Origin of the sequence: Legionella norrlandica, assembly GCF_000770585.1 — a bacterium.
Taxonomy (GTDB): domain Bacteria; phylum Pseudomonadota; class Gammaproteobacteria; order Legionellales; family Legionellaceae; genus Legionella; species Legionella norrlandica.
Genome location: NZ_JNCF01000018.1, coordinates 1 through 12,201, shown reverse-complemented (window position 1 = coordinate 12,201; position 12,201 = coordinate 1). Strand labels below are relative to the sequence as shown.

The window sequence follows — 12,201 nt, the reverse complement described above, 5'->3', positions numbered from 1 at the left end:
TGATATGATTAGTGATAAAGGAAATCTATATATTGTTGCAGCGCCTTCAGGAGGAGGCAAAACCAGTTTAGTAAAAAAATTAATTGAAACTGTGTGTAACATTGAAGTTTCTATTTCTCATACTACCCGGCCTATGAGACCTGGGGAAAGTGATGGAGTGGATTACTTCTTTGTTGATGATGAGCAATTTATTTCTATGGTTAATGAAGGTGCTTTTATTGAGCATGCCAGAGTGTTTAATCATTTATATGGAACATCAATGGCTCAAATTAACAAACGGTTGAAATTTGGAATTGATGTGGTTTTGGATATAGATTGGCAAGGTGCAGAACAAATTAGACATTCTTACCCTGACGCAGTGAGTATCTTTATCATTCCGCCTTCGTTAGAAGCATTAAAAGAAAGATTGATGAATAGGGGGCAGGATAAGGATCATGTAATCAGTGAAAGAATGATTAAAGCCAAGGATGAACTGGGTCATTATCCTGAATTTGATTATCTAATTGTGAATGATAATTTTGAAAAAGCAGCAATGGAGTTGCAATCTATAGTTATTGCAAATAGGCTTAAAATTGAAAGACAAGTAAATAAACAAGCAAAATTGCTTTCTTTCCTATTGTCATCACAGTAAAATAAAGGGTTTTATCTAGTATTTGTTCTAATAATTTGAGGGTGGATTTTATGGCAAGAGTAACAGTTGAAGATTGTTTGGAACATGTAAAAAATCGGTTTGAATTAGTAATGGTGGCTACAAAGCGGGCAAGGCAAATCGCTGTTAGAGGCGATCAACCAATGGTTGAATGGGAGAACGATAAGCCTACAGTAGTTGCGTTAAGAGAAATCGCAGAAGGTTATATTACTGCGGATATCTTGAATGAGGATTAAAATTAATTATTGACTTTGCCTTGAGGAGACTAGTCATCTATGAATATGCCTCTTTTTCAGTCAGATGGTATTTAAGCAAAGCATAGAGATGGACCTCTTTCGAGATTCGCTGCAAAGTAGTAAGAAGTGAATCCAGATCGGATGGATACAATGCAATCTATAAAGATTTGTGTGCGGTACTGCGATGAATAATGATTTTTGCAAGGGTTTCATTCGAAAGAGGTCTGAAAGGTGAAGCATAAAACCATATTTTGAGTAATGAGAGGTATAAATAGCCATGTTGGACACGAGGGAGTACTGCGTGAGCTACTTTAAAGAGCTCGATGAAGAGCTTAAATGCTACCTTGAACAGGCGCAAATTGAAAAATGTTATCAAGCTTATTTGGTGGCCGAAAAAGCACACCGAGGTCAAATGCGTCGTTCAGGAGAGCCTTATATTACGCATCCCGTAGCCGCTGCTTTAATTCTGGCAAGGATGAGACTGGATTATCAAACTATCATGGCTACTCTGCTTCATGATGTAGTCGAAGACACTTCCATAAGTAAAGAAGAGTTACTCAAGCAATTTGGTGAAGAAGTAACGGCCCTTGTCGATGGGGTAACCAAATTGACTAAAATTAAATTCGAATCAAGAGCTGAAGCACAAGCAGAAAATTTCCGCAAAATGGTTTTGGCTATGGTCAAGGATATACGAGTTATTATCGTTAAGTTGGCTGACCGCCTACATAATATGCGTACCTTGGGAGCAATGCCAGCAGCCAAACGTAGGCGAATTGCTATAGAAACACTTGAAATTTATGCTCCGATTGCTAATCGTTTAGGTATGCATTCCATTTATGTTGGTCTCGAAGATTTAGGTTTTCAAGCCTTATATCCTATGCGCTATCGAGCAATTAAGTCTGCTGTTGAAAAGTCCCGTGGTAATCGTCGAGAGTTGACTCAGACTATTGAAAAAGATTTGCAGCATGCCCTATCTCAGTTAAATATTCCCTATGAGCAAGTGTTTGGCAGGCAAAAGCATTTATACAGCATTTATAGAAAAATGAAACAAAAGAAAGCGTCCTTTACAGAAATTACGGATGTATTTGCGTTTCGTATTATCACCGAAGACATTGATTCTTGTTATAGAATTTTGGGGGCTCTGCATTGCACCTATAAGCCTGTCCCCCAACGCTTTAAGGATTATATTGGAATCCCAAAAGCGAATGGTTACCAGTCTTTGCACACTACTTTATTTGGTCCTTTTGGGGTCCCTCTTGAGGTTCAAATACGAACTCGAGAAATGGATAAGGTCGCTGATAATGGAGTGGCTGCTCACTGGATCTATAAATCTTCTGGTTTGGAAGTGAATGAGGCTCAGCTTCGTGCAAGGGAGTGGGTTCAGAGTTTATTGGAAATGCAAAGAAGCACAGGGAGCTCCTTGGAGTTTATTGAAAACGTTAAAATTGACCTATTCCCTGATGAGGTGTATGTTTTTACCCCTAAAGGTCATATTATGGAATTACCAAAGGGTGCAACGCCAGTGGATTTTGCTTATACGGTGCACTCCGGTGTAGGTAATAGTTGTGTTGCAGCGAAGGTGAATAGACGTCTGGTGCCATTGAGTATTCCTTTATCCAATGGTCAAACAGTAGAGATTATAACTGCTCCTGGAGCAAATCCGAATCCAGCTTGGTTGAATTTTGTTGTGACTGGAAAGGCAAGATCCAATATCCGTCATTTTTTGAAGAGCCAACAGCATGCTGAGTCTATTGTTTTAGGGAAACGCTTATTAGAACAATCTTTAGAAGAGCTATCCAGCGATTATGCAAAAGTACCCCCAGAGACATTACAAGCTCTTTTAAGTGATTTGCATTATAAAACAATGGATGACTTATTGTATTCCATCGGTATTGGTAATCAAATGGCGATGGTTATTGCCAAGCGCTTGGTGGTTGCACAAGATTCTAATGAATTAGATAAAAATAATAAAAAGCCTTTGGCAATTAAAGGTACTGAAGGTATGGTGGTGCATTTTGGTGAGTGCTGCCAACCAATTCCGGGAGATAATATTGTTGGTAAATTTCAACAAGGCCGAGGGATTATTGTTCATGCCAGTGATTGCACTACATTAAAAACAACTCGAAGTAACCCTGATCAATTTGTCGCTTTACGGTGGGACGATCAAGTTCAGGGCGAATATTGGGTAGATATTACTGTGGAAGTCGCGAATGAGCGAGGTGTATTGGCTGCCTTAGCAACGGCTATTTCCGAAGCCGATTCAAATATAGGTAATATCAATGTTGATCCTCGGGATGGCCGTCATAATGCTGTCACTTTTTCTATCAGCGTTTGTGACAGAACGCATTTGGCTCGAGTGATGCGTCGTTTAAGGGCTAATAAAGTAGTAATGAGATTGTATCGAAAAAAACAAGGGGAGAATTAATGCGACCAATCAATACAAAATTAGCACCAGAAGCGATAGGTACTTATAGTCAGGCAATCAGTTGTGGTCAGACCGTTTATCTTTCAGGACAGATCCCGCTTGATCCTAAAACAATGCAAATCTGTAGCGATGATATTAAGTTGCAAATTACCCAAGTACTAGAAAACTTATCAGCAGTATGTGAAGCAGCAGGAGGTAGTTTAGCAAATATTGTAAAACTAACCGTATATCTTACAGATTTAAGCTATTTTCCTCTAATTAATGAAGCCATGAGTCGGTATTTTTCTCAGCCATATCCTGCTAGGGCAGCAATAGAAGTTTCTGCTCTGCCTCGAGGCGCTCAGGTTGAAATGGATGGAATTATGGTTTTACCAATAATCTCTGATTAGTATTATGAATAATGATCAATACGCTCGTACCGGGCGTGTGATGTTTTTATTTTTTTGGATTATTTTTTTTATAGGATTGTTTTTATTTTTTTATTATTACGATAAATCTGAAAGTACTATTTTAGTAGCTAGTCGTACTGAACTTGTCTTAACCCCTGATAATGGAGGACATTATCGTATAAAAGGCAAAATTAATGAATATCCAGTAGAGTTTTTGGTAGACACAGGAGCAACTTTAATAGCAGTGCCGCAAAATCTTGCGGATAGCTTACAGATCACGGGACGATATCCTATTACTATAGAAACTGCTAATGGCAAGATAACAGGATTTTTAACTCGTTTACGCCAATTGTCTTTTGGGGAATTTTATTTTCAAAACGTCAAAGCTGTAATAATCCCTGAGAATGATGATAATACTGCATTACTTGGCATGAATGTGTTATCTCAGTTTCATATCATTCAGCGAGATAATCGTTTAATATTAAAAAGATAATTCTTGCAAGGAGGCTTTGAGGAATTCCAATAAATAAGAGAGTTTTCAGAACTGATGCTCTTAGATGAGAGATCTTTTTATAAGTTTTGGATGTCGGTTGGTGCTGAATGAAGTGAAGCCCAATATTTCTTTAGTTTTAAATAGAGTGTATTAATGAGTATAGTTTCTCTTATCAATGCTTCCCTAATTTTGGCTGGGCATTGTATTTTGGATAAAGCCGATCTTCAGATTCAGCCACAAGACAGAATTGCTCTTGTTGGTCGTAATGGAGCAGGAAAATCAACTTTGCTCAAGTTATTTCAAGGTGAGTTAGTATTGGACAGAGGTCAACTCAGCCGCCAGTCAGGTTTACGTGTTGCAGGTTTAGTCCAGGAAGTACCGCTAGCGGAAGAAGAATCGGTATATCATTTTCTTGTCAAAGGATTAGGTGAGATTGGTGAGATATTAATTCAGTTTCATGAGTTAAGCCAGCAAGGGGATATGGACAAGTTAGCCAATTGCCAGCAGCATATGGATAACTTAAGTGCATGGCATTTGTTACCAAAGGTTGAAACAATGGCAAGCCATTTAGGTATTCCTATTAATGAGCAGATGACGAATCTCTCCGGTGGTATGAAAAGGCGTGTATTATTAGGTGCGGCACTTCTTGCTGAGCCTGATTTATTATTACTAGATGAACCGACCAACCATTTGGATATTGAGGCCATAGAATGGCTGGAAAATTACCTAAAATCCTTTGGGGGTAGCGTGGTGGTTGTAACCCATGATAGAGAATTCCTAAGTCAAGTAGCAACCAGTATCCTTGAAATTGATCGTGGAAAATTGCATCTCCATGATTGTGATTATGAAACTTATCTAGATAGGCGAGAAGCGATAAGATTAAGTGAGCGAAAACAAAATGACTTGTTTGATAAACGCCTTGCTGAAGAAGAGGTATGGATACGCACAGGCATTAAGGCAAGACGCACTCGAAATGAAGGGAGAGTAAGGGCTTTAAAAGCGATGCGGGAGCAGTACAAGGCTCGCCGTCATCAGTTAGGCTCAGTAAAATCGCTGAGTCTAGATGTCACGCGCTCTGGTTCACTGGTAGTAGAAGCAACTAGGGTGAATTATACAATAAATCATAAGCCAATTATAAAAGATTTTTCTTTATTACTGACTCGTGGGGATAAGCTTGGGATCATTGGCCCTAATGGATGTGGCAAAACGACTTTGGTTCGTTTGTTATTAGGTGAAATTGAACCTGATTCTGGTACTATAAAATTGGGAACCGGGCTCAATATAGCGTATTTTGATCAATTACGTCGGCATTTACAGGAAGATAAAACGGTGATGTTTAATGTGGGGGATGGTGCCGATTATGTGACTATCAATGGAAAACAGAAACATGTAGCTAGCTATTTAAAAGAATTTTTATTTTCAGCAGAGCGATTTAATCAACCAGTCTCTTCTTTATCTGGGGGGGAGCGAAACAGGCTATTATTGGCAAAACTTTTCGCCAAGCCTGTTAATCTACTGGTAATGGATGAACCAACTAATGATTTGGATATAGAAACTTTAGAGCTTCTGGAGACTATATTAGTCGATTATCCTGCACTTTAATATTAATTAGCCATGATAGAGCTTTTATTAACCAAGTTGTGACTAGTGTGCTAGTTTATGAAGGAAGTGGTCAATTTAGTGAGTTTGTTGGAGGCTATGATGACTACAAAATGCATAAATCAAAACAAGTGCCGCCATCAAAGAAGCCCATTTTAAAAACCACTAGCACTACTAAAACTAAAAATTTATCTTTTAATGAACAACGTGAATTATCCAAGTTGCCTCAGCAAATTGATGCGACAGAGAAAAAAATCGGGGCTTTGCACCTCCAAATGGCTGATCCTCTATTCTACCAGCAAGATGCAAAGATTATTTTAGAAGTAACTCAGCGATTGGCAAAGGAAGAGGCTTTATTAGCACAATATTTTGTTCGTTGGGAAGAATTAGAAGGGAAACAAGATATTGATTGATTTACAAAGAATTAAAAAATAGGAACAAAAAATGCTTCTAAATTTAGCTTTGGTTATTCTATTGGCTGCAATTGTGGTTTTCTTTTCTCAAGAACTGATTGGAATTATTAAGAAAATTTTCGCAGTTAAAGGAGTTAAATTAATTGTTCCTTTAGGTGTAGCGTCATGGTTAATCTATAATTTTGATTATTTATTTTTGTGGGTAATGTATTATATTCGTGAGGTTTTGCAAGTTTTATTGTCTCTTTTAACTTTTATTATACCGCTAGGGCAATATTCAGGAGTCGTTGCTTTAATTATATTATTGGCTACTCTTTCAGTAGTTCCTGTGTTGCTAGTAGATCTCGTTATACGTAAAAAAACGTATAAGGAATATGCCTATCCTTACTTAACCAGTACTCTTATTTTTATTCTCTGTACTATGATATTGCTTGTCATGACTTAAATTACTTGGCAAATGAATCAAAATTAAGGTCCCATTCAACTGATTTCAGAGTATAATAAAACCATTTTGTTTCAGGTTTTTCTATGAATAAGCAAGATTTTTATTTTGATTTACCCACGGAACTAGTTGCCCAATATCCTTTGGCTAATAGAAGTGATTCGAGATTATTAATTTATCGTCGAGAAACAGAAGAATATGGCCATCATCAATTTAAGGAAATCGCAGACTTTTTGCAGCCCGGCGATTTATTGGTAATGAATGACAGTAAAGTAATGCCCGCTCGTCTATATGGCCATAAGAGTACAGGTGGCAAAGTCGAATTATTGGTGGAGCGAGTAACTGGAGATTTTACTTTTTTAGCTCATATAAAAGCCAGCAAGTCATTAAAAGCTGGAAGTAGAATTTATCTTGATACTGAAAAACAACTCGAAGTTTTAGAGCGCCAAGATGATTTATTTCTTTGCAAAGCCAGCGAACATGTTTTGGAGCTCTTAAATAGGCTAGGCCATATCCCATTGCCACCTTATATTACCAGAGAAGATGAATTACTTGATAAGGACAGATATCAAACAGTCTATGCTAAATACGCTGGTTCTGTAGCAGCGCCCACAGCGGGATTGCATTTTGATGAGGCTGTATTATCTAGCGTTCGTGCGCGTGGGGTTAATATTGCTTATGTTACTCTTCATGTAGGAGCAGGAACGTTTAGGCCGGTTCGTTGTGAAAGAATTCAAGATCATAAAATGCATAGCGAGCATTTTACTGTGAGTCCTGAATTATGTGATGCAGTCCATGCAACCAAATCCACCGGTAATAGGGTGATTGCTGTCGGAACTACTGCCTTGCGAAGTCTTGAAAGCGCTGTAATAGATGGTGTGCTTACTCCATGTAGTAGAAATACTGATATATTCATCTATCCAGGGTATCAGTTTAAGATTTGTGATGGATTAATGACTAATTTCCACTTGCCAGAATCGAGTTTGATGATGTTAGTATCTGCCTTGATTGGTCATAAACAAACGATGGCATTATATCAGGAAGCAATCAATAAAAAGTATCGATTTTTTAGTTATGGAGATGCTAGTTTATTGTTATAAAAATAATTGCCGATTTTTGAAAGGAAAATAGATGGTAAATGCAACTCAAAATTTCATTCCTGTTTTAAGTTCAGAGGCCGGTTTATGCCTCACAGCGGCCAATTGGCAAGAAGTTAATATCAAAATAGTGTCTTATTATCTGGATTTATTATTGTTAAAACCAGGATACCCTTTCTTGAATGAAATAACGGATTTGGGTAAGTACTTGGGATGGCCAGGCAATTTTGTGATCAATGCAAGTCGCCTCATAGCTAATAAAGAGGGTGTGGTAACTGTGATTTCCCCCTATGATGGGAGTAGGCTGAAACTGACGAATGTTGAGATAGTAGATTTAATATTGCATCTTAAACCTAATGCAGTTTTATTACCTAAAACAATTATAAATAATTGTAGCGAGATATGGGACAGATGGGATGAGGCGATATTGCCTTTCTTACCTGAGGAACATGTAATGCAAAAAGAAGTGCCTGGTAGGTATGGGATCTATTTTACGTTGAATGATATAAAGAATGATCAGAACCTCTCAGATCGTTGGAATAAGTGGGTTAATATCCCACTTTACGTATCAGGTGAGATAGATATTGATTTAATTAGGTTTTTAAGCAAAGAAGAAGGTATTCTAGTTGAATCCGACGAGCCCGCAAAAAATGCAATGCATGGCATAGTGTATAGTAAAGAAGGAAGAATTAATTTAACTGATGAAAAATTTGCTTTGAATTTTAAACTAATTGATGAAGATTGTGCTTGCCCCACTTGCTCCAGTCAATTCACCAGAGCTTATTTGCATCATTTATTAGCAAATACGCCTTTATTATGTCAAAGATTCTTGATTCAACATAATACCTATTATGTTCAACAGTAACTATTCATTTACCTTCGAAGCAATTCGCTATATGATGTCACGCTGATAATCTGGCAGAGTTTGCGATATCAAAAATAATCTAGATACCGAACTGGATTATTTAAAAGAAAACGTAACTATTTACTCTATTCCCAAGGTATAGTTTGGGGGAAAAAGAGCCCAATCCCCTCCTATAATCAGGAGAGGGGGGATCTGAGTTAAATAATTGCAAAAAGAAGAATGAGAAATTAATATCCGATTTGAGGAGATCTTATGAGTTTTTTTATTAGTAATGCGTTTGCTGCAGCAGGAAATGCGGCACCTGCTCAAGCTGATGGGACTTTTTCAATCATTATGCTTGTGGCGATTTTTGTCCTATTTTATTTTATGTTGATTAGGCCGCAAAATAAAAGAGCAAAAGAACATAGAGAGTTGTTAAATCGTTTAAAAAAAGGGGACGAAATAGTAACTGCAGGTGGCATATTAGCCAAAGTTGTAAGTCTTGACGATCAATACATTAAAGTCAGCCCAGCTGAAGGTATAGAAATTAATTTGCAAAAAGGTGCTGTTACCGCAGTATTACCAAAAGGTACTTTAAAATCGCTTTAAGTTGGGCATAGGGAATCAGAAATGCAAAATAAATACCCTCTCTGGAAAAACCTAATGTTAATAGTGATTGCTGTCATTGGGTTTGTGTATGCTATACCAAATTTATATACAGAAAATCCCGTAGTTCAAATTTCCGCAGAAACTGATGAGGATAAAGAGGCTTTAAAAAATCAGGTAGGTTCCATCTTAAAAAATGCCAAACTTGATTATAAATGGATAGTTGTTGAGAAAGATGGGATAGAAGTAGTATTCCCTTCTACAGATACACAATTATTGGCCCGCGATCTTATTAAGAATAGTTTGGGAAATCAGTACACTGTAGCATTAAATTTAGCACCTTCTACTCCTCACTGGCTTGAAGTAATTCATGCTGCGCCTATGAAACAAGGCTTGGATTTAAGAGGAGGAGTCCATTTCCTTCTGGAAGTCGATGTGGAAAGTGTTATAAATCGCCGTTATGAAGGAATAATGAAAAATATTGGCCAAGAACTGCGTGAAACAGGGATTCGTTATTCTGGTATACGATACTTGGCAGACAAAGGGGTTGAGTTGCGATTCAGAGATCCCGAGTCGATGGAGAAAGCTTTAGCAGAATTAAAAGGGAAAATATCGGATGTGGTATTTGTAAAAGCGAAAGCACAAAATTCAATTTTAGGTGCTATTTCCCCAGCAGAATTAAATTCCATACGACAAAATACCATTGAACAAACGATGAGTATTTTAAGAAATCGGGTGAATGAATTGGGTGTGGGCGAAGCCGTTGTACAACAACAGGGTGCAACGCGAGTTGCTGTAGACTTACCTGGTATCCAGGATGCTGCCAGAGCGAAACAAATTCTTGGTGGCACGGCTACGCTAGAGTTCCATTTGGTTGATCAGGAAAACGATCCTGTCATTGCCAAGCAGACCGGTGTAGTGCCTGTCAATGATAAATTATATATGATGGATGGCCATCCTATTCTATTAAAGAGGCAAGTGGTTTTAAGTGGTGATTCTATTACTTCGGCAGTATCAAGTTTTGATCAGCAAACCGCATCTCCTTCTGTTCAAATTCAACTGGGCGGTGGAGGTGAAAGCTTGTTCACCAAAGTGACTCGGGAGAATATTGGTAAGCGGATGGCTATAGTTTATGTCGAAACAAAAACAACAATCCAAACTAATAATGGTGTTGAAAAACGGGTTACTCATAGAGAAGAGAGGGTTATTAGTGCACCAGTTATCCAAAACGCTTTGGGTAGCAACTTCCAGATTACTGGACTTACTGACAGTAAAGAGGCCAGCAATTTAGCCTTATTACTAAGAGCAGGTGCATTACCAGCAGCAATTTATCCTGTGGAAGAACGTACTGTTGGGCCCACCTTAGGTAAAGAAAATATCCGACGAGGGCTTGTTTCATTAGAAGTTGGTATGGGTCTAATTTTAGTATTGATGTTGGTGTACTACCATTTTTTTGGTTTGATAGCTAATATTGCGTTGTTGCTAAATTTAGTTTTTCTTGGTGCCTTATTATCCATTATAGATGCAACTCTCACCTTACCTGGTATTGCTGGAATTGTACTAACGGTAGGTATGGCTGTTGATGCGAATGTCTTGATTTATGAGCGGATTAGAGAAGAGCTGCGTAACGGTATGTCTCCTCAAGCGGCAATTCATGCGGGATATGAGCGAGCATTCTCCACCATTTTGGATGCTAACGTAACTACTTTAATTGTAGCTATAATTTTATTTGCAGTGGGCACAGGTCCAGTGCGTGGATTTGCAGTTACCCTTTCTCTAGGTTTGCTTACTTCCATGTTAACCGGCATTACTTACACCAGAGCCATTGTGAATTGGTATTATGGTGGTCGAAGTGTCAAGAAATTATCCATTGGTATATAAGGCGGGACTCAGATGGAATTTTTTAATCCAAATTCAAAAATAGATTTTATGGGAGCACGCCGTTGGACGGCGTTATTTTCCATACTGGTTTTTGCTGTTTCTATTGGGGCTTTAGTTATTAATGGTTTGAAATGGGGGCTCGATTTTACAGGTGGAACTCAAATTGAAGTAAGCTACTCTAACATTGCTGATTTACCTTCAATTAGAGAAAATCTCAATAAAGCAGGCTTTAAAGAGGCGCAGGTTGTTAGTTATGGTACTTCCAAAGATGTCCTTATTAGCATTGCGCCTCGTGCCGATAAAGAGCAGAGCTTGCTAGTAGGACAAGTTATGGAAGCTTTGCCTGGTGCCGTAAAACAAAGGGTTGATTTTGTAGGGCCTCAAGTTGGACAGGAGTTAGCAACCAAGGGTGCTCTCGCAATTCTTGTGTCATTGCTCGCTACGATGATTTATATCGCTATGCGATTTGAATACAAGCTAGCTGTGAGTTCTGCCGTAGCATTAATTCACGATCCGGTTTTAATTTTAGGCGTTTTTGCTTTGTTTGGCATTGAGTTTGATTTGAAAGCGCTTGCGGGATTGTTAGCAGTCATCGGATATTCTTTAAATGATACCATCGTGGTATTTGACCGGGTGCGAGAGAATTTTGTGAAAATTCGTCGTACAAGTCCGATTAATATAATGAACATTTCAATTAATCAGACTCTCTCAAGAACAATCATGACTTCTGTATTGACGTTATTTGTTGTAGTTGCTCTTTTTGTTTATGGGGGTGAAACAATCCGTGGCTTTTCTCTAGCCTCATTATTGGGATCATAATAGGTACTTATTCTTCAATTTATGTAGCTGGGGCCTTAGCTATTGTTATGGGATTAGATAGTAAAGATTTTCTGCCCAGTCAGCGCAAAGAGCTTGATGATAGACCATAAGGCAATATGGGTTTTCATGGATTGGTAGTATTCGCTCCATACGGTCGTGTCTCGGATAAGCAAAACTGAGCGCGACCGTAAGTAACTGCTCGCCCCAAGGATAATGGTAACCGTTCACGCCTACTTTAGTCATTAAAACCATATAAAATTTTAATAATTTTTGTGACAAGAGGTTTTTATATGCCGAGAAAATTGCTA

12 protein-coding genes and 1 pseudogene are annotated in these 12,201 nt (G+C 38.2%); 12 read left to right on the top strand and 1 reads right to left on the bottom strand.

What is annotated here, in order from left to right; translation table 11 throughout:
• Positions 1-4 precede the first annotated feature (4 nt).
• The 12 genes and pseudogenes from gmk (at position 5) to secF (ending at position 11,893) form a co-directional block, all read left to right on the top strand.
• Positions 5-631, top strand: a complete 627-nt coding sequence (gmk, locus tag OK13_RS06240; RefSeq protein WP_035889042.1) for a guanylate kinase — start codon at positions 5-7, stop codon at positions 629-631.
• 50 nt (positions 632-681) lie between these two features.
• Positions 682-885: a DNA-directed RNA polymerase subunit omega gene (gene rpoZ, locus OK13_RS06235; RefSeq protein ID WP_035888947.1), complete on the top strand. Its 204-nt coding sequence runs from the start codon at positions 682-684 to the stop codon at positions 883-885.
• Between the two features lie 301 nt (positions 886-1,186).
• On the top strand, positions 1,187-3,310 hold the full coding sequence (gene spoT / locus OK13_RS06230; RefSeq protein ID WP_035888945.1) for a bifunctional GTP diphosphokinase/guanosine-3',5'-bis pyrophosphate 3'-pyrophosphohydrolase: 2,124 nt from the start codon (positions 1,187-1,189) through the stop codon (positions 3,308-3,310).
• The gene (locus OK13_RS06225; RefSeq protein WP_035888943.1) at positions 3,310-3,699 is read left to right on the top strand and encodes a RidA family protein; all 390 of its coding nucleotides are present in this window, start codon (positions 3,310-3,312) and stop codon (positions 3,697-3,699) included. The genes spoT and OK13_RS06225 overlap by 1 nt, the downstream gene beginning before the upstream one ends.
• 4 nt (positions 3,700-3,703) lie before the next feature.
• Positions 3,704-4,192, top strand: coding sequence for a retropepsin-like aspartic protease family protein (locus OK13_RS06220; protein WP_035888942.1), 489 nt, complete (start codon positions 3,704-3,706; stop codon positions 4,190-4,192).
• Positions 4,193-4,345: 153 nt separating this feature from the next.
• Positions 4,346-6,204: pseudogene (locus OK13_RS06215) on the top strand (ATP-binding cassette domain-containing protein).
• Between the two features lie 31 nt (positions 6,205-6,235).
• On the top strand, positions 6,236-6,649 hold the full coding sequence (locus OK13_RS06210) for a hypothetical protein (RefSeq protein WP_035888939.1): 414 nt from the start codon (positions 6,236-6,238) through the stop codon (positions 6,647-6,649).
• 83 nt (positions 6,650-6,732) lie between these two features.
• Positions 6,733-7,746 carry a tRNA preQ1(34) S-adenosylmethionine ribosyltransferase-isomerase QueA gene (gene queA / locus OK13_RS06205; protein WP_035888938.1) on the top strand — a complete coding sequence of 338 codons (1,014 nt, stop codon included), beginning with the start codon at positions 6,733-6,735 and terminating at the stop codon, positions 7,744-7,746.
• Between the two features lie 31 nt (positions 7,747-7,777).
• A complete protein-coding gene (locus tag OK13_RS06200; RefSeq protein ID WP_035888936.1) occupies positions 7,778-8,608 on the top strand; it encodes a tRNA guanosine transglycosylase family protein in 831 nt (276 codons plus the stop codon).
• A 252-nt stretch (positions 8,609-8,860) separates the two neighbouring features.
• Positions 8,861-9,196 carry a preprotein translocase subunit YajC gene (gene yajC / locus OK13_RS06195; RefSeq protein WP_035888934.1) on the top strand — a complete coding sequence of 112 codons (336 nt, stop codon included), beginning with the start codon at positions 8,861-8,863 and terminating at the stop codon, positions 9,194-9,196.
• A 21-nt stretch (positions 9,197-9,217) separates the two neighbouring features.
• Positions 9,218-11,074, top strand: coding sequence for a protein translocase subunit SecD (gene secD / locus OK13_RS06190; RefSeq protein WP_035888932.1), 1,857 nt, complete (start codon positions 9,218-9,220; stop codon positions 11,072-11,074).
• Between the two features lie 12 nt (positions 11,075-11,086).
• A complete protein-coding gene (secF, locus tag OK13_RS06185; RefSeq protein ID WP_241480453.1) occupies positions 11,087-11,893 on the top strand; it encodes a protein translocase subunit SecF in 807 nt (268 codons plus the stop codon).
• 45 nt (positions 11,894-11,938) lie between these two features.
• Here the strand turns inward: secF and OK13_RS14845 are convergent.
• A partial coding sequence (locus OK13_RS14845; protein WP_206538892.1) for a hypothetical protein occupies positions 11,939-12,201 on the bottom strand: 263 nt, incomplete at its 5' end.

What these genes read in the sequence shown, in the direction of transcription:
- rpoZ (WP_035888947.1), top strand. Translation starts at nt 682, where the DNA reads ATGGCAAGAGTAACAGTTGAAGATTGTTTGGAACATGTAAAAAATCGG.
- OK13_RS06220 (WP_035888942.1), top strand. Translation starts at nt 3,704, where the DNA reads ATGAATAATGATCAATACGCTCGTACCGGGCGTGTGATGTTTTTATTT.
- OK13_RS06210 (WP_035888939.1), top strand. Translation starts at nt 6,236, where the DNA reads ATGCTTCTAAATTTAGCTTTGGTTATTCTATTGGCTGCAATTGTGGTT.
- yajC (WP_035888934.1), top strand. Translation starts at nt 8,861, where the DNA reads ATGAGTTTTTTTATTAGTAATGCGTTTGCTGCAGCAGGAAATGCGGCA.
- OK13_RS06225 (WP_035888943.1), top strand. Translation starts at nt 3,310, where the DNA reads ATGCGACCAATCAATACAAAATTAGCACCAGAAGCGATAGGTACTTAT.
- secD (WP_035888932.1), top strand. Translation starts at nt 9,218, where the DNA reads ATGCAAAATAAATACCCTCTCTGGAAAAACCTAATGTTAATAGTGATT.
- OK13_RS06200 (WP_035888936.1), top strand. Translation starts at nt 7,778, where the DNA reads ATGGTAAATGCAACTCAAAATTTCATTCCTGTTTTAAGTTCAGAGGCC.
- secF (WP_241480453.1), top strand. Translation starts at nt 11,087, where the DNA reads ATGGAATTTTTTAATCCAAATTCAAAAATAGATTTTATGGGAGCACGC.
- gmk (WP_035889042.1), top strand. Translation starts at nt 5, where the DNA reads ATGATTAGTGATAAAGGAAATCTATATATTGTTGCAGCGCCTTCAGGA.
- queA (WP_035888938.1), top strand. Translation starts at nt 6,733, where the DNA reads ATGAATAAGCAAGATTTTTATTTTGATTTACCCACGGAACTAGTTGCC.